The organism is Microbulbifer mangrovi (assembly GCF_002009015.1).
Lineage (GTDB): Bacteria > Pseudomonadota > Gammaproteobacteria > Pseudomonadales > Cellvibrionaceae > Microbulbifer > Microbulbifer mangrovi.
In genome coordinates this window covers 1-25148 of the sequence record NZ_LZDE01000301.1, presented here as the reverse complement: position 1 = coordinate 25148, position 25148 = coordinate 1, and the positions used below count along the sequence as shown (strand labels likewise).

Genomic DNA, 25148 nt, shown 5'->3' with positions numbered 1-25148 from the left:
CAGTTACCGAAGAACCAAAACAAGTGACTACTGCATGAAGATCTCCACCGTGTTCCGTGCTTTCATCGCCGCCACTCTGGTGTGCTTTTCCGGCCTCGCCCTGGCGATTACCAATAATCCGCGGGTAGAACTGGAAACCGACCTGGGCACCATTGAGCTGGTACTGTATGCCGACAAGGCACCTGAAACCGTGAAGAACTTTCTTAACTATGTGGATAGCGGCTTTTACAACGGCACAATTTTTCACCGCGTAATCCCGGGCTTTATGGCCCAGGGCGGTGGCTTCACTTTCGATTTCCAGGAAAAGAACACCAACGACCCGGTAGTAAATGAGTCCGATAACGGCCTCTCCAATGAACGCGGCACCATTGCCATGGCGCGTACCAGCGAACCAAACAGCGCGACATCGCAATTCTTTATCAACCTGGTAGACAACAGCCGCCTGAATGGCAGTACCGATAAGCCCGGTTACACAGTATTTGGCAAAGTCCTGCTGGGAATGAGCGTCGTACAGCAGATTGCCGCGGAACCGCGCGGCCAACACAAGGCCTTTCGCGATGCACCCAACACACCCGTGCGTATACTGAAGGCCACGCGCAAAGACAGCGGCCCCGATAGCAGTTCGCAGCCAGACACCGAAATCGACCGCCAGGACAACAACCCGGCCAATCAGCAAACCAACGCCACCGGAGGCAAAAGCCAGTGATTGCACTCAGCGTCAATCTCAACAAGATCGCCCTGATTCGCAACTCCCGCGAAGGCAACTACCCGGATGTGGTTGCCCACGCACGCACCTGCCTGGACGCCGGAGCAGATGGCATCACAGTGCACCCGCGCCCGGATCAGCGCCATATTCGCCCCCACGATGTGCGCGACCTGTCGGCGCTATGTGCATCGCGCAACATCGAATTCAATGTGGAAGGCAATCCCTTCGCCGGTCCCATGGGCAGCTACCCCGGTCTGCTGCCTCTGGTGCTGGAGACCAAACCACAGCAGTGTACCCTGGTACCCGACAGCAATGATCAGCTCACCTCCGACCACGGCTTCGACCTGAACAAGGACGGCGCTCGCCTGGAGCCGATCATCCAACAGCTGCGGGATGCGGGCATTCGCGTCAGTCTGTTTATGGACCCGGATAAAACCCAGATCGGTCTCGCCAAGGACGTCGGCGCGGATCGTATCGAACTGTATACCGGCCCTTATGCGGAAGCCGTCGCGCGCCAAAGTGGCGACCTCGAACGTATTTTTGCCGCCCACTGCGCCGCCGCCGAACACGCCCTGCACCTGGGCCTCGGGATCAATGCCGGGCACGACCTCAATTTGATCAACCTGCCCCGCTACCGCACCCTGCCCGGCCTGCAGGAGGTATCCATTGGCCACGCGCTAACTGTGGATGCCATCAGTATGGGGCTCGCGGATGCGGTAGCAGCTTACGTCAATTGCCTGGCGGGCAAGTAGTTGCTCACACTGAACATCATTGGCGCCGGCAAACTCGGCCGCACCCTCGCGCGATTGTGGTCCGAGCGCGGGGTTTTCCGGATAGGCAGTATCTGCAACCGGAGCCTCGCCAGTGCCGCTGAGGCCACAGCTTTTATCGGTGCCGGCACAGCATCTGCCGATATCCCCTCCATGGGCCCGGCAGATTGCTGGCTGGTGGCTGTCGCCGACGACGCCATCGAGGCCACCGCCGCAGCGCTGGCCGCACACTTTCAATCCCACTGTGCACATCAGACCGCCACGCATTCCGCTCCCGTGGTATTTCATTGCAGTGGTGCGTTACCAGCCAGTGCACTCTCAGCATGCTCCAGCGCAGCTCTCGCCAGTGCACACCCGGTGCACAGCTTTGCCGAGCCACTGCGTTCACTTGACGACCTGCCGGGCTCAGTGGTCGCCCTGGAAGGTGATGCTACTGCCCGCGCGCTTCTGAACAACGCTTTCACCGCGGTGGACTGCACCTGCATTACACTGAGCCCCGAGCAAAAGGTGCTGTACCACACCGGCTCGGTGATGGCCTGCAACTATCTCACCGTACTGATGGATCTCAGCCTACAGACATTTGCCGCGGCTGGTATCGACGGGCGCACCGCGCGCAAACTGCTCGCGCCAATCGTGATGCAAACGGCAAAAAATAATTTTGACCTCGGGCCGCAAAAAGCGCTGACTGGCCCCCTGGCGCGCGGAGATATCCGCACCGTGACCCGCCAACTGGAAGCGCTTTCAGCGCTCGCCGGTGCAGAACAGGATCCCGCGCACCCCTCGCTGGCGATGGTCTACCGCACGCTCGGTGATGCCGGCCTACCGCTGGCCCGGCAAACCGGACTGGACGCAACCAGCGCGCAAAAACTCCACATACTTTTCAACGAACAGAAACCGTGACCGACTCCCCCGAATACCTGAAAAAACGTGCTTTTTTTGACAGTCTTCTGACCATTTACGGGCGCAAGCCAGTGCTGGAAGCACTGGAAGACCACAGCCTGCCGGTGCACAAGCTGCACCTGGCAGACAGCAACCGCAAGGATCAGCTGACCTCCCGAATCGAACAGTTGGCAACGGAACGTAATATTGAAATTGCCCATTGGGACCGAAAAGGCCTTTCGCGCATATCCAAAAATGCGCGACAGGATCAGGGCGTGGCGCTGGATCTCGCACTACCCCACTACGGTACCGCGGAAGGTTTTCTGCGCGAGCCCGGCGATAAGACCTTTGAGCTGCTGGCACTGGATGGCATCACCAACCCGCAAAATCTGGGTATGATTATTCGCTCCGCCTGTGCCGGCGGTATCGACGGAATTATTCTGCCGCGCAGGGGCTGCGCGCAGATCGACCCGCTGGTGATCAAGGCCAGCGTGGGCACCCTGTTCAAGACCCGCATACTGCGCTGCGACCAGCTCGCGCCGGTACTGCAGGAATTTGCCGACCGGGGCACGCGGGTCTGCGCCCTGTCTTCACACGCAAAGGACACATTGCGCACCATTGACGACAAAACTCCCACAGTGTTCGTGCTCGGCAATGAAACCCACGGTGTCAGCCCGGCAGTGACAAAAGCCTGCACACACCGCCTGCGCATCCCCATGCAAAATGGCGTGGAAAGCCTGAATGTCGCCATCACCGCAGCTCTGATCAGTTTTCGCCACCAGTATTGAGTGACAGCTCACACACAACCCGTCTTTTGGCGGGTTGGTGAGCACCTCAGCATTGCACGCACCTCGCAAGCCCCCCTTCCTGTAGCGCTATCTGGCGTCACACACGCAAAAAAACCAGTTTTACGCCAATAATTTCCTTTCAAGCTGCCGAGACACTGGAAAAGTCGCCGCGATCAACTAATAAGTAACGGGTATAAACCGTAATCCCGCATCCGGTCATAAATTGAGCACAGCGGTTTATCCGGAAACAATTTGCCAGAACACTGGCAGCAACCCGAATTCTGCAATCGCTCCTACGACAGAGCCTACGAACCATAAAGACAAGATCATCAAGACAAGGAAGCCTCTTATGCCTTTCACACCCGAGCCGATAAAAATGACCGTGGGGATTGCGCTGATCGCCTCCATGGCAGCCAGCGCCCCGGTGATGGCCCAGGAAGATCGCTATATCGACATCATGCCGTTTCTGACCCGCGTCGATGAAGATCGCAACACCGAGCGCCAGGGCGCAGGCATGCGTGCTGCCTATGGTTGGCAGACCCAGGGAAACTGGTTTACCGAAGTGCAGGTTTTCGGTGCGATGCTGGACGACAACTACAACAACTTTGCAAACCCGCCGCAACCGACTCCCCCGCCCAACACGCCCTATGTGTATACCGGCGAACTCTCACCCACAGGAGACCTGGAGCTCTCAGGTATTGGTATGGACGCCGTTTACAGCTTTAACGGTCGCAACGGTTACTCTCCCTTCCTGCTGGGTGGTGTCGGCGTTTCCCATAACAACACCAAATTCGATTACGGCATCCAGGAAACCAATGCTTTTGTGAACTTTGGTGCAGGTATTACCAGTGGAGCCATTGGTCGTCACGGGCTCAAGGTTCGCGCTGAGGTCCGATATTTCCGCGATTTTTTCGCTGATGATATGAATGACTGGCAATTCGGTATCGGGCTCAGTATTCCCCTAAGCTGCCCGCCCGTGGCCACCCCGGTGGTCGCCCCACCGCCACCGGAACCCAAACAGGAGATCATCAATACGGACAGTGATGGCGACGGCGTGCTGGACCAGAATGACCGCTGCCCCAATACCCTGCCCGGCGCGGAAGTGGATGAATTTGGCTGCGTGGTGGCGGATCAGACCATCACCCTGGAAAACATCCAGTTTGAATTCAATTCCGACAAACTGACCCCCAGGGCCAAGACCTCCCTGAACAGTGTGGTGCAGTCCCTGCGGGACCAGAGCAATATCCAGGTGGAGGTCGCAGGACACACCGACAGCCAGGGCAACGATGGCTACAACCTGCGTCTCTCCGGAAAACGCGCGGAATCCGTGCGACGCTATCTGGTGCAAAGCGGCATCAGCGGCAGCCGGATTACCGCGAAAGGCTATGGGGAAACCCAGCCAGTTGCCTCTAACGCCACAGAGGCGGGCCGCGCACAAAATCGCAGGGTCGAGCTGACCTTCCGCTGATCCGGTATGACAGTTGTGAAAGGATGGTCAATACACTTCCCGCCGCGATCAACCCGAGCACCCCGGCGTGTCAAATAACCGGGTAGCACAAAAGCCGGCATTTGCCGGCTTTTTTATTCACAATCCACAGAATCTGTGGATATGTCTGTTAACAACACTCGGGAAAACGCCGCCAGCCCGCATTACACCGTTGTAACCACTTTGTGAGGAAATTTTAACCAAATAGTTTTTCGCTTGAAAATCAACAGGTTACAGGCAACTTCAAATCACTATTGACAAATTCCAGCTGTAACTGAATGCGTTAAATCGTTCACCTTACTCTGTGGAAAGCTTTTCTTGTTAGCCCTTTGTGGCTACTGAAATTGACGCCGGATGCGGGATAAGTAACGGGAAATTGGGGTTTGCACAGCAGAGAAGCACAGTTTGCTGGAAGGATGGCCGAAGGAGCCAATTTAGCGCGTCGACCACCTGTATCAACGCGCCATACAATCACAAGAGGAATTATCCGAAACCTGGTCAGACCAGATTTTCAAGCCTGTGCGGCGCGGGAAAAGGCAGCCAGAGGATGGGTAGTGATAATGCCCAGCTGGACGCGATCTCCAGGCTCGGCGTGCACTTCGTGGCTGGTGCGTACACGCACCTGCGAACCACTGCCCACAGTTACGGCGTAGAGACGCGAGCAGCCCTCATATCGGACCCAGTCGATAACGCCATTTCCACTTTCGGCGGGCATAAGGGAAAGGTCATCCGGTCGCACCAGCAGATCGACGTCGCCGCTGGCGCTATCGATCGGGATACCCGGTGCCAGGCCCAATTCGGTTTCCACCCTCGCCAATTCAAGCTGCCCGGGCAGAAAACTCGCCTCACCGAGAAAGCGCGCCACAAACCGGCTGGCCGGCTCAGAAAAACAACGCTCGGGGGTATCCAGCTGCTCCAGCTGACCAGCATTCAGAATTCCCACGCGATCTCCGATGGAGAGCGCCTCTTCCTGATCGTGGGTAACCCAGATTGCGGGGATACCCGCAGCCTTGAGCGCTTCGCGAATTTCCCAGCGCAGACTGTCCTTCAACGCCGCGTCCAGATTGGACAGGGGTTCATCCAGAAGCACAAAGGCCGGTTCATGCGCCAGCGTACGCGCCAGCGCTACACGCTGTTTCTGCCCGCCCGACAGGCTCGCCGGTTTGACGTGACGGAAGCTATCCAGACCAAGCAGCTTCAGCCAGTGATCAGCCAGCGTAGTATCAGTAAGCCGGAAACATACATTCTGCTGCACGGTAAGGTGTGGAAACAGGGCAAAATCCTGAAACACCATCCCCACGTTGCGCTTTTCCGGCGGCACAGACTTGTTTGCTGTCGAACACCAGGGACCCAGCTGTATTTCCCCCTCGGAAATTGGAATCAGACCAGCCAGCGCCTGCAAAATCGTGGTCTTACCACAACCCGTAGGCCCGACCAGCATCAGGACTTCGTCGTCTCCCAGGGCGAGGTTCAGGTTCTTGACGACGCGGGTGGAACCGTAATTAACAGACAGGTTACTTACTTTCAGCATGGCTGCGCTTATTTCCCAGTAACATCAAATTCGGCCCGGCGCTCACCGGACAACATCAGGGCGAGCCCCAACGCAGACATCAATACCAGCAGCAGGCCAGGAATGGCCGCTCGACCAAAATAGCCCGCTTCATAAACCCGCCACAGATAGGTCGCCAGGGTTTCAAACCCGGTGGGGCCGAGCATCAGGGTAGCGGGCAACTCCCGCATGGCCTCCAGAAACACAAGCGCCGCACCGGCCACCATACCGCGCAGGGTCAGCGGCAACGTGATTCGCTGGAAGGCCTCCCGCGGGCTGGCCCCCAAAAGTCGCGCCGCTTTTACCAGGCTGGGATCCAGCCCCTCCGCGGTGGAGCGCACGGAACCAACAGCGAGCGGCAGAAAACGCAGCACATATGCCAGCACTAATAGTCCCAGGGTCTGATACAGGAATGGCAGCTGCAAACCCACATACACCAGCGCCGTGCCCATAACGATACCTGGCACACCAAAACCAAAGTAGGTCAGGCGCTCCATAAAGCGTCCGGCCCGGCCGGCGATCGCCGCATGCGCCACCGGAATTGCCAGCACCACTGCCACAAGGGCGGCGAGGAAAGAAGCGTGGGCAGAATTCCAAGCGTAGGTAAATTCAAAACCTGCAGTACCTTCACGCACCAGCCAGATCCCGAATACCAGCAGCGGCAATACAATGGCCAGCAGTGTTACCGGTGCTATCGCCAAGGTCATCAAACATTTCTGTGCGCGGGAGGGCCAAAGTGTCAGGTGACGCCCCGGCTTTTCCTTGCTGCCGCGCACCCGAGACTCCAGAAACAGAACCAGCCCCACAATTACCAGTAACTGCAGCGAGAGCATTGCCGCCTGACTGAGACCGAATGCGTTGTACTCAACAAAAATCACCCGGGTAAAGGTATCCAGGCGCATGATTGCCGGGGTCCCGAAATCCGACAGGGTATACAGGGCCACCAGTAGCGCCCCTGCAGCGATTCCCGTCACCACGCGAGGCAAAACCACTCGCCACAGACTGGCGCCAATCGTCATTCCGAGCGTGCGCGCCGCGTTGACCAGGCTCGCATCCAGACTCAACAGAGACGCCCGGGTAGTCAGCATCACAAACGGGTATGAATAAAGGGTCATCACCAGAGTGGCGCCGGCGAGTCCGTTGACGGCAGGCATCGGCACACCCAGCATTTGCTGGAGCTCGCCACCGCGCCCGAAAGCGGCATACAGGGTAAAAGCACCGATATAGCTGGGAATGGCCAGTGGAGCGGCAAGCACAATGAGCCACAGCCGGCGCCACGGCAACTGGACGTAAGCAGTGATCAGCGCGAGCGGCACTCCGATCGCAACAGAACCCAACACGGTAAACAGCATTAGCAACAGGGTGTTGCTGAGAACCTTCAGGTTGTGCGCATCGAATAGCTGGCCGCCGTCAGAAGCGAGCCCCACCAGCACGCCCACCGGCACGAATGCCAGCAACGCGATGACCAGGGCCAGCGGATAGGATGCGGGCCACCTTGAACCGGGCCAGAGGCTCATAGGACCCCGACACGACGCATCAAATTGAGCGTGGGGCGAAGGTCAGCAAGTTCCGTCAGGTCCACTTTGGGGGGAGATACAGCGCTGAGCGCAGGAAGACCTGCGGGCGGCTTGACGCCATCCACCAACGGGATTTCATATGCCTCGGAAGCGAGATATGACTGCACTTCCCGGGTGAGTAGGTAGCGGATAAAGTTGATCGGCAGATCACCTTCTGACAATGCCACGATACCCGAAGCATTCACCAGGCAGCCGGCATCGTTATTGGTAAATGCTAGATCCACTTTCGCATCCGGCTTGCCGGATTTCAGGCGCAACGTGTAGTAGTGGTTGGCAAACCCCAGGTCCACCTCACCGCGCTCCACCGCCATCACCACACCGAGCTCACCGGCATAACTGGTAGCGTGACGACTAACCCCGCGCAACCATTCTTCGGTAGCCTTGTCCCCTTCAAGCAGACGCATTGCGGTAACGAATGACTGGAAAGAGGCATAGGCCGGCGCCCAACCGATAGCAAGGTCGCTGTCCGCCAGCGCCATCACGCTGTCGGGAATTTGCTCCGGTGTCAGGCGATCGGTGTTGTACGGCAGGGTGCGAATGCGCCCGGTAACCGGTGCCCACTGAGGATACTGGAAGCCGGGTTTCAGCTGGCCGACAAGGTCAGCGGGCAGCGGCCGCGCCAGACCAGCATCGCTGACCAGGCCAATTGCGCCGGAATCTACCGCCCAGAACACATCTGCACGACGTACACCCGCCTTGGCCTCGGCCACAATGCTGTTGGCCAGCGCCGCAGTGGAACCGCGGCGGATCTGCAAGTTCAATTTGGGATTGCGCTTGCGAATGGCTTCGAGCACATTTTCGTAAAGGCCACCCTCACCTCTTCCGAGGTAGAGAGTGATATCTCCTTCCAGCTGCGGCAACTGATCGACAGAGACCGTTCCGGCCTCCGCCGCAAGGCTTCGCTGGATTGACAGTGGTAAGCAGCTGATGGCCCCAACCGCTGCCAGATTATGTAGAAAAGCTCTGCGCTGCACTTATTGTCCTTACTGTGACGTCTTCATTCAGACTTAGAAAACGTCCTTGCGTTTTTTCTCCGCTTCCTCGAGAAGCGACTTGGCCTTATCCAGCTTGACCTGCATGGATTCCACAACTTTGCGCACGTCATCCACACTGGACTTTCCATCCAGCGCCTGCGGCAAGGTTACGTTGAAGTCTTTTTCCAGGTCTTCTACCAGTGCAGCGTCCTGCTCGATCAGAGCACCCTCTACACCCTCAAAACGGTGCAAATAGGTATCGTGCACAATGGAGGTAGCGGCTTCCGGCAATTGTTCTGCGTATTTTGCCACAACCCGGTCGAGCCGGTGCTTGATGTCTTCCAGGGTCTCCGGCATGGAGGTGGGTTCTGCTTCTGTGGTCTGCACCTTGGCCAGCAGGCCCTTCTCTTGATACTGGGAAGCCAGCTTTACCGCTCCCAGCGCCTGCCACAGGGCCTGATTCAGCTTGGTTTGCTCTTCGCGTACCTTGGCGATAGGTGCATCGGCATCGATCGCCTGCTTAACGCCAAAAATACCCTGCCAGATATTCGCGTATACCGGCACATAATTGGTTTCGATGGCAGAGTGGAAGTCCACCTCTTCCCAATACTCCACCATGACATTGGAGTTGGCCGCTTTCTTACCCTGCTTCTCATAGGTGTCGACAACTTCATCGTACTTGGACACCAGCCAGTTCACTTCTTCAGAGTACTGCCCCAGGTGCCCCTTGAGGTCGTTGACATGATCACCGATGGCGCCATTGGCAGACACCTGGCCGGCTGCCAGCATCGCAAACAGGCCGAATGCCAGACCGCGATGCTTCCGCAACAAGGATACTAATGAGATAGATTGCATATGACATTCCCAGTGTTCAAACGACGGGTAAATGATACTTATTATCAACCCCGAGCTCAAACGAATCCGGTGTAATAAAAGGTAAAGTGTGCCGGCGGTGGATCTTACCGAACTTCTACGGGAAATTCTCGGCTTCGACATGAATCGCCGAGCGCGCTATCTACAAGCCAGGTCAATCTCTGGTACCGCTTTCTAGTGGCTGATAAAGCCTCTATTGGTAAAGAAAGAACAACGGGAAGATCCATTGCGCACAGTGTTAGAGGATATGTTGCGGGGAACGGTTAACCCGATGAAGCACAGTAAGCTGTGACCATCCAAGCCCAATTTCGAGTGCAGTAAAAGTGCACCGCAATATATGGAGACGGTCAATAGTTGCGCAATAGCTGGTATAGTCCCCATCCCCTCACTGATGACGAAACCCAGTGACTCTGAATGGAGAGCCCTGTTGATCAAAAAGACCAAAGCCACCTTGCGGCACATTGCTGACGGTTTACAGTCTCGCTTTTCGCGACTGTTGCCTCGCCGTGTCCCGATTGCATTCAAGCTGGCACTGGTCATGACGCTGCTGCTGGTACTGGGCATGGCGAGTCTGGGTCTGTTTATCAGCGACAACCAGAACCGTCTGATCCGTACCCAGCTGCACGATTTCGGCAGCAGTATGGCACTGCAACTGGCCAAACAGGCCAGTGAGCCAATTCTGTCTGAGAACAGCCTGAATCTGCGCATGCTCACTACGAACCTGGGGCTGGATGAAAAAATTCTCGGTGCCGGTATTTACGGGCACGATGGCGCCGCGCTTTCGACCACCGGTATCCAGCCAGACTTGGCTGAGCCCAACTTCCAGTCGACCAGCGCCACTTCCCTGCCCTGGTTCCGGCAGGCGACCGATGGGTCCCGGGAGCGGATGATCAGCTTTATCGCCCCGGCGACTTATCAGGGGGTACAGGTAGGTTCGGTAGTAGTAACCCTGTCGGCCTCCCTGATGGATCAGGCCGCGGTACGGGCGCGCGATGCCATCATCTACGCTACCCTTGCCATGACGGTACTGGCATCCTTGTTGGCCTACTGGCTGAGCCGGCGCCTGTCGCTGCCAATTCACCACCTTATGGAAGCGACCCGCGCCATCGACCGCGGCGATCTGGCAATCCGTATCGATCAGCAGCGCAATGACGAAATCGGCTATTTATTTGAAGGATTCAACAATATGGCGGCAGGGCTGCTGAAGAAGTCCCAGGTCGAACAGGTTTTCTCCCGCTACGTATCCAAAAACGTCGCCGACAAGGTGCTGGCGAACCTGGACGAAGTCCGGCTTGTTGACCGTCCCATTGAAGCTACGGTGCTGTTCGCAGATATCACCGGTTTTACTGCCATGTCGGAAAAACTGCAGCCCAGCCAGGTTTCCGAGTTACTCAACGAATACTTCTCCTTTATCTCCCGCGCCTGTTCCCTATACGGTGGGGTCGTCGATAAATTCATTGGCGATTGCGCGATGCTGGTGTTCGGCGTGCTCGAAGACGACACCGACCATGCCTTTAATGCCGTCAGCTGCGCAGTGCTGATTCAGCAAATGGCGGCGCAATTAAATGAAGAGCGCCGCGCAGACGGTCGACCAGAGATCCACTTCCGCATCGGTGTAAACTGCGGAGCGATGCTGGCGGGTAACCTCGGATCTGAAGAACGAATGGAATACACCGTGGTCGGCGATGCGGTCAACCTGGCATCCCGTTTGTGCTGCGAGGCGCAGCCAGACCAGATCATCATCAGAGAACAGCTGTACAGCATGCTGAAGCCACGCATCGTCGCGCAGGCCGGCCAAACGTTACCCATTCGCGGCAAATCCACACCGGTGGGTATTTACTCTGTCGAGGACATACACCGCGACTACCAGCCTGAACTCAGGGCCAACCTGAACAAATTACTGAATACACGAACCACTCAACAGAGCGAGCGGACCGCCGAACATGCGTGATTGCCGGTTAGCGTTATTTTGCTTTCTGTTATTGCCACTGCTGCCCAGTTGCAGCGTGATGCCAACACAACAACAGACTCTGGAGGGTTTCTCACCCGAGGCCGTGTACCTGGCCCGAGAACAGTCTGCAAATTTAGATCGGCTGCAGACACTCAAAACCAAAACACCAACCCAGCAGCGACTCATTCAACAGTTGCGCACCGACCTGCAACAGTTTGAACGCAAAGCAATCCGCACCGCCAACGATCTGGAAAAGCACGATGACTGGCATAACGCCGAACAGGTTCTAAATGGGGCGGCCCGAATACTACCTACCAGTCAAGCTCTACAAAGCGCACGCCAGCAATTGGCCGAGCGACGTCACTCGCGGGAGGCCCGTGTGCGCATGGAACTGGAGATACACCGCGGTGAGCAGTTGCTGAAAGATACCGAAGCCTATCAACGCTTACGACAGCTCAAGGGGCCCGGCGTGCTGACTTGGCTGGAGCTGAAGAATTTTCAACGCAAGCGTCGCGCGTCTGCAGAGGCGCTGCAAGAGCACGCCGAACAGGCTCTCGCTAGGCAGGACTACTCTCTCGCGCAACACGCACTGACGATTGCCAGGGGCCTGTACGGGGACGATCTCCAGCAGGACGATAGCCAACGGGAAATCCTCGATCGCAATCTGGCCCGCGCCAACCAGGCTCTTCGCCAGCGTCAGCGAAAAACGGCCATTGCCTCGCAGAAAAAAGATCCCAAGCAACAGGCGACTGAGAAAAAAGACCTGCAGATCCGCATTGCCGACCTGGAAAAAGCTCTGACCTCTGGCGATCTTATCAGTGCTCGGAACCAGTTAGACCGTATACAGGAACAGTCTCCGCAACATCCCCAACTACCATCCATGCAAAGGCAATTCCAGACTCAGTTAAACAGCCGGGTCGATGCTGCCATAAAACGGGGTAATGACCTTTACAGCCAGGGCAATATCGAGCGTGCACTAAATATATGGCGCGATGCACGACTTCTGGATCCTAACAATCTCGAACTGCAGGCAAATATCGCACGTGCGGAAAAGGTGCTGCAGAACCTGCGAGCTTTGTCAGCGCCCTAAGGTGGAAAAGAGTCAATATAACCACAGGCTTCGGCAGTGGTAATGCACATAGACCGTGACCGCAGGAGAATGAAGCTTCACCTGTATCACCATTAAGGCGCCTGATACCCACCCTAGCAAAAACAAAAAACCCGGCAATAGTGCCGGGTTTTTGAGCTGGCTGTCAGCCGCCACCAAAGGTAGCTTTTACCTGATTATTCCCACTCAATGGTGGCTGGTGGCTTGCTGGATACGTCGTAGGCCACACGCGAAATGTTTTCGATCTCATTGATGATCCGGTTGGAAACCTTCTCAATCAGCTCGTAAGGCAGATGCGCCCAGCGAGCGGTCATGAAGTCGACGGTTTCCACGGCACGCAGCGCCACCACGTATTCATAGCGACGACCATCACCCACCACACCAACAGACTTAACCGGCAGGAATACCACAAACGCCTGGCTGGTCTTGTGATACCAGTCTGCGTTGTGCAGTTCTTCGATAAAGATGGCGTCCGCTTCGCGCAGAATATCCGCGTACTCTTTTTTCACCTCACCGAGGATACGCACACCCAGGCCCGGCCCCGGGAACGGGTGGCGGTAAACCATGTCGTAAGGCAGCCCCAGCTCCAGACCAATCTTGCGCACTTCGTCCTTGAACAGTTCACGCAGGGGTTCGACCAGCTCGAACGCCATATCCTCGGGCAGGCCACCCACATTGTGGTGGGACTTGATCACATGCGCCTTGCCGGTCTTGGCGGCCGCAGATTCGATCACGTCGGGATAAATGGTGCCTTGAGCCAGGAACTTCACGTCTTTCAGCTCGGCCGCTTCCTTGTCGAAGATTTCGATAAAGGTATTACCGATGATCTTGCGCTTGGCTTCCGGCTCATCCACGCCGGCCAGGCGAGAAAGGAATTCCTCTTCCGCATCCGAACGAATGACCTTGACGCCCATGTTGTCGGCAAACATTTGCATCACCTGGTCGCCTTCATTCTTGCGCAACAGGCCATTGTCGACAAACACACAGGTCAGCTGGTCGCCGATGGCCTTGTGTAACAACGCCGCCACCACAGAGCTGTCAACACCGCCGGAGAGCCCCAGCAGCACCTTGGAATCGCCAACCTGGTCACGCACCTTGGCGATGGAATCTTCAATAATATTGGCCGGGGTCCACAGTTTCTCGCAGCCACACAGCTCGATCACAAAGTGCTCGTAAATCCGGGTGCCCTGCAGGGTGTGGGTGACTTCCGGGTGGAACTGTACACCGAAGAAATTTTTCTCCGCATTGTACATACCGGCAATCGGGCACGACGGCGTGGAGGCCATCAGTTCGAAACCTTCTGGCATTTTCACGACTTTATCGCCGTGGCTCATCCATACGTCCAGCAGTGCACTGCCGCTATCGTCGAGGTGATCGCTGATGTCGTGCAGCAGCGCGGACTGACCTTCCACCTTTACTTGCGCGTAGCCGAACTCGCGCACATCACTGCCCTGCACCGCGCCGCCCAACTGGTGCGCCATGGTCTGCATACCGTAACAGATCCCCAGCACCGGCACGCCCAGCTCAAATACAGCCTTGGGGGCCCGTGGGGACCCCTCTTCCGGCACAGATTCCGGGCCGCCGGCAAGGATGATGCCCTGGGGGTTGTACTCGCGGATTTCCTCGTCGCTCATATCGAACGCACGGATCTCGGAGAACACACCCAGTTCGCGCACACGACGGGCGATCAACTGGGTGTACTGGGAACCGAAGTCGAGGATCAGAATTCGGCTGGAATGGATATCTTGGCTCATGGCTTACTCGTACCAGTTTTATAAACGGCAAACGGACCCTGAGAGGTCCGTTTGCGGTTCACTTGAAAGTGCACTTCTGTTTTTGATTGCCCCTGACGGGGCCTAATTTCTCAGGCGCGGCTATTAACGCCCGCCAACCGGGTAGTTTGGCGCTTCCTTGGTGATCTGCACGTCATGTACGTGAGACTCACCCATGCCAGCTGCAGTCACCCGCACAAACTGCGGACGGCTACGCATGGTGTCCATATCGACACTGCCGGTATAACCCATGGCGGAGCGCAGACCGCCCATCATCTGGTGCACGATGACGGAAATCGGCCCCTTGTAAGGCACGCGCCCTTCGATACCTTCCGGCACCAGCTTTTCCGCGCCTTTGCTCGCGTCCTGGAAATAGCGGTCGGAAGAACCCTGGGTACGCGACATCGCGCCGAGGGAGCCCATACCGCGGTAGGACTTATAGGTACGACCTTGATATAGCTCCACTTCACCGGGCGCCTCTTCGGTACCCGCGAGCATGGAGCCCATCATCACCGAGTAGGCGCCGGCCACAATGGCCTTGGAAATATCACCGGAGAAGCGGATGCCGCCGTCGGCGATCAGCGGTACGCCGGTACCTTCCAGAGCCTTGGCCACTTCCGCGATGGCAGAAATCTGTGGCACCCCGATACCCGTGACGATACGCGTGGTACAGATAGAACCGGGACCAATACCGACTTTCACCGCATCCGCACCGGCTTCCATCAGTGCTGTTGCGGCTTCACCAGTGGCGATGTTGCCACCGATCACATCCACCTGCGGGTGCATTTCCTTGATACGGCGAACACGGTCGATCACGTTTTTACTGTGGCCGTGCGCAGTGTCTACCACGAGTACGTCAACGCCCGCTTCAACCAGCGCCGCCACACGGTCATCGGTATCCGGGCTGGTTCCCACAGAGGCACCTACGCGCAGGCGACCGTCGCTGTCTTTACAGGAGTTGGGGTACTGCTCCGCCTTGTTGTAATCCTTAACGGTGATCAGGCCTTTCAACTCAAGCTTGTCGTTGACCACCAGCACTTTCTCAATGCGATGCTTGTGCAGCAGTTCGCGCACCATCTCCGGTGCAGCGCCTTCTTTACAGGTAACCAGACGCTCTTTCGAGGTCATGATCTGCGCCACCGGGATATCCAGGTTGGTCTGGAAGCGCACGTCGCGGCTGGTGACGATACCGACCAGATCACCCTTCTCCATAACCGGCACACCGGAAATATTATGGTGGGTGGTGAGGGCAATCAGTTCACGCACGGTGGCGTCGGACTCGATGGTGATCGGATCCTTTACTACACCGGCTTCAAATTTCTTCACCGCGCGCACCGCAAGCGCTTGTTCCTCAATGGACATGCTCTTGTGGATGATGCCGATACCGCCTTCCTGAGCCAGGGCAATGGCCAGGCGCGACTCGGTCACGGTATCCATCGCGGCAGATACCAGCGGGATATTCAGGGTGATATTTCGAGACAGTTTTGTCTTCAGGGAAACGTCTTTGGCCGTGACCTCGGAATAACCGGGCACAAGTAGGACGTCGTCGAAAGTGAGGGCTTCGCGTGCTATACGCAGAGATTCAGACATGGACACTCAAACCTCTAGGGAGCGGGATTGGGTATCGGCGCGATTATAGCCGCAACGCCCCCGGAAACAAAAGCCTATTTCATCCGGAATGGCAAATCTCTTTACCTCGGCGGGCATCCTTGCAATATTGGCCGCCCAATTCGAACGACCTGAGACCGAAATGCCAAACACTCCGCCCAGCGTAGCCAATACTCTGCCCACCGACGGCCGCCCCGTGATGTCTGTCAGCGAGCTGAACCGGGAGGTCAAACACCTTCTGGAAGGTAGTGTGCCACTGCTGTGGATTGGGGGGGAGATATCCAACTTCGCCGCCCCCAGCTCCGGGCACTGGTATTTCACCCTCAAGGACGCCCGTGCCCAGGTGCGCTGTGCCATGTTCCGTGGCCGCAACCGCAGTGTGCGTTTCCAGCCCGGTAATGGGCGGGAAGTGCTGGCGCGGGCCCGGGTCAGCCTGTACGAGGGCCGCGGCGAGTTCCAGCTAATCATTGAGCATCTCGAAGAAGCGGGATTTGGCGCCCTGATGCGCCAGCTGGAGATGCTTAAGGCAAAGCTGCAGGCGGAGGGACTGTTCGACCCGGAGCGGAAGAAACCCCTCCCCTACCTACCCGCCACCATTGGCATCATCACCTCACCTACCGGCGCCGCAGTGCGCGACATGATCCACGTGCTCGGGCGCCGCTACCCTGCGGCACGCATCGAGCTAATACCGGTGGCAGTCCAGGGCCAGGGCGCGGCCCAGCAGATAGCACGCGCCATCGCGCTTGCCGGCCAGCTACAAAGACACGATCTGTTGATCGTCGGGCGTGGCGGTGGCTCGCTGGAAGACCTGTGGGCATTCAACGAGGAAGTCGTCGCACGCGCCCTGGCCGCTTGCCCAATTCCCACCATCTCCGCGGTCGGGCACGAGACCGACACCACTATTGCCGACCTGGTAGCAGATGTCCGTGCACCCACACCTTCGGCCGCCGCCGAGCTCGCCAGCGCCAATGCAGCTGCGCTGATGGAAGAAGTGACCAGTGCCGGCAATCGGCTGCACCGGGCCATGACCTTGCAGCTACGCCATCTCAACCAGCAGGTGCAATTGGTCGGCAACCGCATCCGCCACCCGCGGGAACAGTTACAGAATCGCGCCCAGCGTCTGGACCACCTGGAAATACAATTGCGCGCATCCATTCGTCAGCGGCTAGCCCACGCCCGGCAACGCCTGCAGCAGAGCGAACGCGCATTTTCCCTCGCCCACCCGGCACAGCGGTTGGCTCAGGAATCCACCGCCCTGCGGCAAATGGATAACCGTCTGCAAAAAGCCATCTCGCGCCTGCTCCAACATAAACGAGAACTGTCCGCACACGCAGCGCAGCTTCTGCACAGTGTGAGCCCACTGGGCGTTCTGGACCGCGGCTACGCCATTATTCAGGACGAACAGCAACGCGTATTGCGGGATGCCAGACAGGTAAAGCCCGGGCAGCGTATCCGCGCACGCCTGGCACATGGCGAGTTCACCGCAATTACGGACACAGTGACTGACTCGGCGGTACATAAATAACGGCATTTACCGCAGGGACCAATCCAACTTTCACCACACTAGAATCCGGGCTGTCTTCTACCCACGGAGAGCGGTATGGGTACGCCTCAGCGATTCTGCAATCTGCCCAGCTACATACTACGCACCAACATTCGCAGTTACATCCGGCGGGTAATCATCGCCAGTTGCACTTTGCTGGTTCTGCTCGTTGGCGGGTGTGATCGCAGTGACAAGGAGCGGACTTCTGCTGATGCCCCAACCAATGGACAGACCTCAGCGGAGTCAACGAACGTCAAAAAAACACCCCGAAGATCCAAGAGCCGCGATTACAGTTTCCAAAATTATACGGAAACCGGCGATCTCAAAGCACTGAAAAAACACGGCATCATCCGCTTTGTTGGTTTGGCTGCAGATGAAGATGACATGCTACCCAGATCCGCAGTCATCACCCAGCGCCACTTCGACCTGGCCATGGAGCTGGCAGATCGCCTCGGCCTCGAGCCCCACTGGATTCAAACAGACACACCCGAGAATGCACTGGCCCTCTTGCGCGAAGGTAAAGCTGATGTGCTCGCGGGCAACCTGACGCGCACGGAAGAGCGAGAGAAAAATTTCAACCTATCGATCACCATGATCACCTCTCATCAGGTACTCATGGCTGGCGAAAATAGCGCAGGAATAGAAAATGTCAGTGATCTGAAGGGCCGCACCCTGTCTGTTCTAGAAGGCAGTACATATGTCAATACAGCCCGCGAACTCCAAGAAAAAATCCCCAATCTAGATGTGAAACTTTGGAAGATCCGAAAAACGGACAACCTGGATAGCCTGTTTGACAGGCTCAACCAGAACAAGGATTTGGTGACCATCATCGACAGCAACATGCTGGAGAATGCACTGAAATATCGCCAGGATATTCAGAAAGGTGCCTCGGTCAGTGAGACACAGGACGTGACCTGGGCAGTACGCAAGGACGCCCAAGCGCTCAAACAAAAGCTGAATGATTTTCTCACCAGAAAGCTGGTTTCCGCACCCGACAGAACCACCTCGGACTGGAAAAGTATCAAAGAATCCCGCGTACTAAGGCTGCTCACCTACAATGGGCCTACCAGCTATTTCATGTGGCAGGGTGCGCTGATGGGGTTTGACTACGACCTCGCCCTGAAATTCGCCAATGAACATGACCTGGAACTACAAGTCATCGTTGTCCCGTTCGAAGAAAACCTGATTGACTGGCTCAAAGCGGGCAAAGGGGATATTGCGGGGGCCACCACCACCATTACTCAAGAGCGCAAACAGCAAGGCGTTGAGTTCACGGTTCCCTATCTGGAGATGTCTGAGCGGATTCTCAGCAACAATAAAACGCCAAAAATTGAAACACTGCAGGACCTCAACGGACGGACTCTAACTTTGCGCGCATTCTCTTCATTTATTGAAACCGCCCAATCGCTAAAGAAAAGCGGGATCGATTTGACAATCAAAATAGCCGCCCCCGAGATCAGCTACGCCCAGCTAGGCAATATGGTAGCTGATGGTGAGGTAGAAGCCACCATCGTAGATACCGGCGCAGCCAAAATTGCCGCTTCGCTCCGCGACACTGTCTCCGCCGGGGTCGTCGTTACTGAACCAAGACCACAAGGCTGGATGGTCAACGATGGAAATAGAAAGCTACTCGAGAACCTCAACAAGTTCATTGAGAAATATCGCAAAACCGATGCGTACGCGGTACAAGTCAACACCTACTTTGAACCCGACAAGCGCTTTAGCAAAAAGCTTGAAACACAAGTCAGGCCAGGGCAAAAAATTTCACCATACGACGACCTTGTGAAAAAAGCGGCCAATAAATTCGAGTTCGACTGGCTTTTGGTCGTCGCACAAATGTGGCAGGAAAGCAGCTTCAACCCGGAAGCTGAATCACCAGTTGGCGCGCAGGGGCTGCTGCAGGTCATGCCCAGAACCGCCGAGGAAATGGGTTACCCTCCGCCCCTGTTCGACCCAAAACGCGGGGTCAATGCGGGCGTGAAATATATGAACTGGTTGCGGGAGCGCTTTGATGCAGAAGTCGACCAGAAGAACCAGCTATGGTTTTCTCTCGCGGCCTACAATGCGGGTATCGGACACGTATACGACGCCCAGCGACTGGCAGAAAAACTGGGTCTGGATCGCAATGTCTGGTTCGATAATGTAGAAAAAGCCATGCTCAAACTATCCGAGCCACGCTATTTCAACAAGGCCCGCTATGGTTACGCACGAGGCGCAGAGCCGGTGCAGTATGTGCGCAATATCAGCACACTGTATCGCGCGTATACAGAAATCAATACGCAGAGTATTTCCCGGCACTACCGACCTCAGCTCCCTTTCATGACCAATGGAGCGGATACGGGTATCACATCTCCACCGTGACCGTCAGCGGCTTCACAGTTGCAAAACAGCTGATTTAGCCGCTGCGACCTTATGATGGAGAATATGAAGGTCTACGGGCATAGCTATGGAAATAATTACCACGGCATGTACATCTTGGCTCAAGCGATACGCAACTCTTCTGTGCGTACTCCTGCTCACGCTCGGGTTTACCGCATGTGACCGTAACGAGTCGGTATCAGACTCAACGGCAACCACACAAAATGTTGACGAATCGCCTGTCGGTGACCGCAAATCAAATCAGACGGACACAAAAGACGATTCTGCAATCGAAAACTATGTCGAACTGGGCGACCTCGAAGCCATTAAAAAACGGGGTTTGATTCGCTTCGTCAGCATGACCGGTGACAATCAACCCATTCTGCCCCGCGAAGCAATCGTCAACCAGACACACACACAAATGGCGGAGGACTTTGCCAAGAGACTACGCCTTCCCACACGCTGGTATATCGCAGAGACGCCTGAACAGGCCCTGAAGATGGTGAGCAATGGCGAAGCAGATATCGTCGCGGAAAACATGAGCATCACGCCGGAGCGCCAGGACATCGCAGGATTCAGTATTCCAATCTTACAAACATCTGACGTTTTGGTATCGGGTAAAAATGGCCCCGATATCAGCGACGTGAAAAACCTTGTTGGTACAGAGTTTATTGTCCTTGCAGGCAGTACTTACGCCCAACAGGCTCACGAACTCGTTGCCAAATACCCCGATGCCAACCTGTCGGTTCGGGAGGTATATCTGACTGGCGAACGAGACACGCTGTTTGACATGGTATCTGAAGTGGACAACGCGGTTACCATTTTGCACAAAAACCTGGCAGAAGAGACATTACAGTACCGTGACGACCTGAAGCTCGGTGCTACCGTGGGCACCCCGGAGAATATTGCCTGGGCAATGCGCAAGGATGCCGTCCGCCTGAAAAACCGTATCAACAGCTTTCTCACCAGAACTCTGGTAACCGCCGTTCCAGAGCGGACATCGCACTGGTATGCGATCAAGAAATCGGGTGTGCTGCGCTTCGCGACCTATAACGGCCCCACGAGCTACTACCTGTGGAAAGGTGTGTTGCGCGGCTTTGACTACGACATGGCAAAGGCATTTGCAGACAAGCACAAGCTGCAGCTGCAAGTGGTCGTCGTCCCCAATGAAGATGACCTTGTAGACTGGGTGGTCGATGGCCGAGCCGATATCGCCGGCGCTTCAACCACAATAACCCAGGAGCGTATCGATCGAGGGGTGACCTTCAGCAGTCCATTCCTCGAAACTACCGAGAAAATCATCAGCAATCGAAACTTGCCCAAGATTGAAACGCTCGCCGACCTCAAGGGCCGTACCATTACGCTGCGAGCCTACTCCTCTTTTATTCAGACCGCCCATACACTGCGTGAGCACGGTGTTGATGTAAATATCCAGGTAGCCCCTGCCGAAATGTCGTTTGAAGAGGTGCTGAACAAGGTCGCCGAGGGAGAGTTCGAGGCCACCATCGAAGATGGCTACATTGCCGATATTCAAGCAGCGCTGCGGCCAGAACTGCTTATCGGCCTACAGGTTAGTGAAGGCCAACAACAAGGGTGGATGATCAAGCAGGGGAACAGAGACCTGTTACGACACGTTGACCGATTTATCCGGCGCTTTAGCCGCAGCAAGGAGTTTGATCAATTGCGCGTAGCCTATTTTGAACCGGACAAGCACCTTGTGCAGAAAATCTCCGCGCGGGTGATCCCCGGTGAAGAGCTGTCGCCATACGACAAAATAGTCCAGGCGGCGGCACTTGAACGTAACTTTGACTGGCGCTTGATCGTGGCGCAAATGTGGCAGGAAAGTAACTTCAACCCCAAGGCGGTATCCCCTGTCGGAGCCCAGGGCTTATTACAGGTCATGCCGCGCACCGGGGAAGATATGGGGTACCCACCCCCATTGTTCGACCCGGAGAAGAACGTTAAGGCCGGCACTAAATATATGGAGTGGGTGCGCAATCGCTTTAAGGACCCCCTGCCTGTCAGTGAACAGCTCTGGTTCACACTCGCATCCTACAATGCCGGGCTCGGCCACCTGCTGGATGCCCAACGTCTCGCGGAAAAAATCGGTCTCGACCCCAAAAAATGGTTCGATAATGTCGAGGTAGCCATGCTCAAGCTCTCTGAACCGCGCTACTTTGAAAAGGCCCGCTACGGCTATGTTCGAGGATCGGAACCGGTGGCTTACGTGCGCAAGATCAGCAAGCTTTATCAGGCCTATACCACAGTCGCTACCGGTGACCTCGCGCATCGGGGAGCGCAAGATCCAAGAAAGCGCCCAACAACATTCATGGCGTCAGTACGATCTTGCCAATATGATTACTCGACTCCATCAACCGATGTGCGTCCGCCACGTCTTCCAGTGCAAAAGTGGCAGCAATCAGTGGGCGAATTTTGCCCGCCTCGATCAATGGCCATACCTGCGCTTCCAGGTCGCGGGCGATTGCTGCTTTCACCTCCGGCGGCTGCGGGCGCAGGGTCGAGCCGGTAAGCGTTAGCCGCTTCAGCATTACTGGCAGCATATTGACCTCGACCTTCGCCCCACCAAGAAAAGCGATATTGACGATGCGACCGTCTTTAGCCGCCGCGCGGATGTTCCGGTCCACATAGTCTCCGCCAACCATATCCAGAATGACGTCGGCACCGTGACCATCAGTGGCCTGCTGCAAGGCCTCGACAAAATCCTCTTCCCGGTAATTGATTGCCAGGTCAGCCCCCAGTTGCGCGCAGGCACGGCATTTTTCATCGCTACCGGCGGTGGTGAGCACTTTCACCCCCATCGCATGGGCCAGCTGAATTGCCGTCGTGCCGATGCCGGAAGAGCCGCCGTGGATCAACAGGGTCTCACCTGCAGTCAAATTCGCGCGATGGATCAAGTTACTCCATACAGTGAAAAACGTTTCCGGCAATGCCGCAGCCTCCACCATGGTCAGCCCTTTGGGCGCAGGCAAGCACTGCCCCTCCGGTGCCAGCGCGTATTCCGCGTATCCGCCACCATTGGTCAGTGCGCAAACCCTGTCGCCAACAACATAGCGTTCAACGCCCGGGCCTACCGCGGCAACCTCGCCCGCCACCTCCAACCCGAGAATCGGCGAGGCACCGGGCGGGGGCGGGTAAAAACCCGCGCGCTGAACAATATCCGGGCGATTGACACCAGCAGCGGCCACGCGGATCAATACTTCTCCCGCCTCTGGAGTGGGTTTGTCCCCCTCAGTAACCACCAGTTTTTCAGGGCCACCGTGTTCCGGCAGATCAATAAATCGCATGTGTCATCTCCTTATCCTGAGAAGAGACTTTAGCGGATTCCCACAACAAAAAAAGCCCGGCACAAGGCCGGGCAAGTGATAAGACTGAAAGGAGTCGAGGAAAATCAGATGTCGTAATTGAGCTCAATGCCCACGATGCGACCGCGATTGATCGGAGTAAAGGTAGAGTTCGGCCCCAGGGTTACCGGGCCAAGCATGCCAGGCAACTGGGTGTCGTTACCCTCACTGACTTCATCCAGCATGTTCTTGCCAAACAACGCCAGGCGGTAGCTGCCGGAATCCGGGGTAAAACCAATGCTGAAGTCCACCATTTCCACTTCACTCAGCATGCCGGCATTGTTGTCGGTGTAGGCAGAGGCGTCACGGTGGTTGTAGTTAATGCGGGAGGTCAGCGCACCCCAGCTGCCCAGCTGCAGATCGTGCACCAGGCCAACGCCGTAGGTCCAGGGCGCCAGGCGCGGAATCTCCAGATCGTAATCCGCACCATCTACGACACCGTCGCCAGTGAGATCCAGCCAGATATCGTCGTACTCACCATCTACATAACCCAGGTTCATGGTCATCAACAGTGAGTCGGTCAAACCGGCCATCATTTCGAATTCAGCACCACGGATAGTTGCATTCGCGGTATTGCGGATCAGCTGGGCTACACCGGCGGTCTCGCTGGGCAGGTTAACTTCACGCTGCATATCGTCGATGGTGTTGTGGAAAACGGCCATATTGGTTTTCACACGGCCACCCAACCACTGGGTTTTGGCACCGATCTCAAAGCTGTTCTGCTCTTCCTGGTCGGTCGGCCCCGGAGATTCGCCGAAGGCGGTATTGCGCATGTTGTAACCGCCGCTGCGGAAACCTTTGGTCCATACCGCGTAGGCCTGGGCAGAATCGCTCAGCAACCACTGCATACCCAGTTTCGGGGTAAACGCACTCCACGATTCAGTGTCACTGAAGTCGTAGGCAGGACAAGCGTCCCGATCACAACCATTGCCCGGGATGATGGAGGCAATATCCGCAGACTTCTCCTCGCTGGAGTAGCGCCCACCCAGGGTCAGCACCCAGGATTCATTCAGGTCAATATCCGCTTGGGTGAATACCCCCTTGGCCGTATGGTCCTGCACACCGCCACCAGCCATCACCAGGGCGCCGCCTAACAGGTTGCGCTCTTCAATATATTTCAGGTCCTGGGTAAACCAGTAGACGCCGCTGGTCACAGAGGTGTTACCAAAGCGACCGGAGTAACGCAGTTCATTACTCAGCTGATCCTGATCGATCAGGCTGTAGGAATGGAACAGGTGTACCGGCAGGGAGTCGATATCCCCCTCGCCTGCAGTTTCGTAATCGCGCCATGCAAGAATATTGGTGATAGTACCGTTACCGAAAGCCACATCCTGGTTGTACTCGGCGATAGCCTGGTTCCAGTCGGTTTCCGCCCAACCTTCATTGTCAATCGCCACCTCAAAGGAGTTCTCGCTGTTGTCCCAGTCGGTAACACCGACCGAGGCCGCGATTGCCTGAGAGAAATCTCCGCGGTTCTGTCCAATCGGGCCGTCGGCATCAACATGGCCAGACTCGAGACGCACGATCAGGTCGGCCGACTCACCAATATCCACGGTAAAACTCGGGCGCACAAACCAGGTGGTAGACGCACCCAGGTTGTCGTTGCCATTTGCCTTGTTTTCAAACCAGCCTTTGTCATCGCTGTAATAGGCAGTCAGGCGGCCGTTGACCTTGTCACTGATCTGCCCGGAGACGGTACCGGCGAGATTGGTTTCCTGCTGTGCAGTGGTGGAGAACCGCACCTTGCTCATGAATTCTTCGGTCGGCTTGGCAGTCTTCACCACCACCGCACCGCCAGTCACGTTGCGCCCAAACAGGAGCCCCTGGGGGCCGCGCAGTACTTC

Annotated in this window: 17 protein-coding genes and 1 pseudogene; 10 read left to right on the top strand and 8 right to left on the bottom strand. The window is 56.5% G+C overall.

What is annotated here, in order from left to right; genetic code table 11:
- The first annotated feature begins 34 nt into the window (after positions 1-34).
- From B4U49_RS08930 to B4U49_RS08910, 5 genes are all read left to right on the top strand, one after another.
- Complete coding sequence (locus tag B4U49_RS08930; RefSeq protein WP_078084249.1) at positions 35-706, top strand: peptidylprolyl isomerase; 672 nt, start codon at positions 35-37, stop codon at positions 704-706.
- A complete protein-coding gene (locus tag B4U49_RS08925; protein ID WP_078084248.1) occupies positions 703-1458 on the top strand; it encodes a pyridoxine 5'-phosphate synthase in 756 nt (251 codons plus the stop codon). Before B4U49_RS08930 ends, B4U49_RS08925 begins: the two co-directional genes overlap by 4 nt.
- Entirely contained in the window at positions 1459-2376 is a 918-nt protein-coding gene (locus B4U49_RS08920) for a Rossmann-like and DUF2520 domain-containing protein (protein WP_078084247.1), read from the top strand.
- Complete coding sequence (locus B4U49_RS08915; RefSeq protein WP_078084246.1) at positions 2373-3143, top strand: TrmH family RNA methyltransferase; 771 nt, start codon at positions 2373-2375, stop codon at positions 3141-3143. Before B4U49_RS08920 ends, B4U49_RS08915 begins: the two co-directional genes overlap by 4 nt.
- Before the next feature lie 349 nt (positions 3144-3492).
- Complete coding sequence (locus tag B4U49_RS08910; protein WP_078084245.1) at positions 3493-4611, top strand: OmpA family protein; 1119 nt, start codon at positions 3493-3495, stop codon at positions 4609-4611.
- A gap of 529 nt (positions 4612-5140) precedes the next feature.
- Here the strand turns inward: B4U49_RS08910 and B4U49_RS08905 are convergent.
- Genes B4U49_RS08905 through B4U49_RS08890 form a run of 4 tightly spaced genes read right to left on the bottom strand, consistent with a single transcriptional unit; the run spans position 5141 to position 9584 of the window.
- Positions 5141-6160 (bottom strand): ABC transporter ATP-binding protein, encoded by a 1020-nt coding sequence (locus tag B4U49_RS08905; RefSeq protein ID WP_078084244.1) that lies wholly within the window; start codon positions 6158-6160, stop codon positions 5141-5143.
- 8 nt (positions 6161-6168) lie between these two features.
- The gene (locus B4U49_RS08900) at positions 6169-7695 is read right to left on the bottom strand and encodes an ABC transporter permease (RefSeq protein ID WP_078084242.1); all 1527 of its coding nucleotides are present in this window, start codon (positions 7693-7695) and stop codon (positions 6169-6171) included.
- A complete protein-coding gene (locus B4U49_RS08895; protein ID WP_078084241.1) occupies positions 7692-8729 on the bottom strand; it encodes an extracellular solute-binding protein in 1038 nt (345 codons plus the stop codon). The genes B4U49_RS08900 and B4U49_RS08895 overlap by 4 nt, the downstream gene beginning before the upstream one ends.
- Before the next feature lie 33 nt (positions 8730-8762).
- Entirely contained in the window at positions 8763-9584 is an 822-nt protein-coding gene (locus B4U49_RS08890) for a hypothetical protein (RefSeq protein ID WP_078084239.1), read from the bottom strand.
- 445 nt (positions 9585-10029) lie between these two features.
- Here B4U49_RS08890 and B4U49_RS08885 point away from each other — a divergent pair, with 445 nt between their 5' ends.
- Together B4U49_RS08885 and B4U49_RS08880 are read left to right on the top strand one after the other, a co-directional pair.
- Positions 10030-11553, top strand: coding sequence for an adenylate/guanylate cyclase domain-containing protein (locus B4U49_RS08885; RefSeq protein WP_158078585.1), 1524 nt, complete (start codon positions 10030-10032; stop codon positions 11551-11553).
- Positions 11554-11611: 58 nt separating this feature from the next.
- On the top strand, positions 11612-12643 hold the full coding sequence (locus tag B4U49_RS08880) for a tetratricopeptide repeat protein (RefSeq protein ID WP_078084236.1): 1032 nt from the start codon (positions 11612-11614) through the stop codon (positions 12641-12643).
- Positions 12644-12837: 194 nt separating this feature from the next.
- Here the strand turns inward: B4U49_RS08880 and guaA are convergent, their stop codons facing one another.
- Entirely contained in the window at positions 12838-14415 is a 1578-nt protein-coding gene (gene guaA / locus B4U49_RS08875) for a glutamine-hydrolyzing GMP synthase (protein ID WP_078084234.1), read from the bottom strand.
- Positions 14416-14538: 123 nt separating this feature from the next.
- A complete protein-coding gene (guaB, locus tag B4U49_RS08870) occupies positions 14539-16023 on the bottom strand; it encodes an IMP dehydrogenase (RefSeq protein ID WP_078084232.1) in 1485 nt (494 codons plus the stop codon).
- Positions 16024-16183: 160 nt separating this feature from the next.
- On the opposite strand from guaB, the gene xseA reads away from it, so the two are divergent.
- The 3 genes and pseudogenes from xseA to B4U49_RS08855 all read left to right on the top strand — a co-directional run.
- Entirely contained in the window at positions 16184-17566 is a 1383-nt protein-coding gene (xseA, locus tag B4U49_RS08865; RefSeq protein WP_078084253.1) for an exodeoxyribonuclease VII large subunit, read from the top strand.
- Positions 17567-17641: 75 nt separating this feature from the next.
- Complete coding sequence (locus tag B4U49_RS08860) at positions 17642-19945, top strand: transporter substrate-binding domain-containing protein (protein WP_078084231.1); 2304 nt, start codon at positions 17642-17644, stop codon at positions 19943-19945.
- 85 nt (positions 19946-20030) lie between these two features.
- Positions 20031-22028, top strand: a pseudogene (locus B4U49_RS08855) (MltF family protein); the annotation flags it as partial.
- A gap of 241 nt (positions 22029-22269) precedes the next feature.
- Here B4U49_RS08855 and B4U49_RS19360 read toward each other — a convergent pair.
- A complete protein-coding gene (locus tag B4U49_RS19360) occupies positions 22270-23247 on the bottom strand; it encodes an NAD(P)H-quinone oxidoreductase (protein ID WP_078084227.1) in 978 nt (325 codons plus the stop codon).
- 104 nt (positions 23248-23351) lie between these two features.
- Positions 23352-25148: TonB-dependent receptor (locus B4U49_RS19100; RefSeq protein WP_078084225.1), on the bottom strand; the 1797-nt coding region annotated here is incomplete at its 5' end.

Bases quoted from the DNA above. Each gene is read 5' to 3' on its own strand.
- B4U49_RS08930 (WP_078084249.1), top strand. From the start codon at position 35: ATGAAGATCTCCACCGTGTTCCGTGCTTTCATCGCCGCCACTCTGGTG.
- B4U49_RS08910 (WP_078084245.1), top strand. From the start codon at position 3,493: ATGCCTTTCACACCCGAGCCGATAAAAATGACCGTGGGGATTGCGCTG.
- B4U49_RS08905 (WP_078084244.1), bottom strand. From the start codon at position 6,160: ATGCTGAAAGTAAGTAACCTGTCTGTTAATTACGGTTCCACCCGCGTC.
- B4U49_RS08900 (WP_078084242.1), bottom strand. From the start codon at position 7,695: ATGAGCCTCTGGCCCGGTTCAAGGTGGCCCGCATCCTATCCGCTGGCC.
- B4U49_RS08890 (WP_078084239.1), bottom strand. From the start codon at position 9,584: ATGCAATCTATCTCATTAGTATCCTTGTTGCGGAAGCATCGCGGTCTG.
- B4U49_RS08880 (WP_078084236.1), top strand. From the start codon at position 11,612: ATGCCAACACAACAACAGACTCTGGAGGGTTTCTCACCCGAGGCCGTG.
- guaA (WP_078084234.1), bottom strand. From the start codon at position 14,415: ATGAGCCAAGATATCCATTCCAGCCGAATTCTGATCCTCGACTTCGGT.
- guaB (WP_078084232.1), bottom strand. From the start codon at position 16,023: ATGTCTGAATCTCTGCGTATAGCACGCGAAGCCCTCACTTTCGACGAC.
- xseA (WP_078084253.1), top strand. From the start codon at position 16,184: ATGCCAAACACTCCGCCCAGCGTAGCCAATACTCTGCCCACCGACGGC.
- B4U49_RS08860 (WP_078084231.1), top strand. From the start codon at position 17,642: ATGGGTACGCCTCAGCGATTCTGCAATCTGCCCAGCTACATACTACGC.
- B4U49_RS19360 (WP_078084227.1), bottom strand. From the start codon at position 23,247: ATGCGATTTATTGATCTGCCGGAACACGGTGGCCCTGAAAAACTGGTG.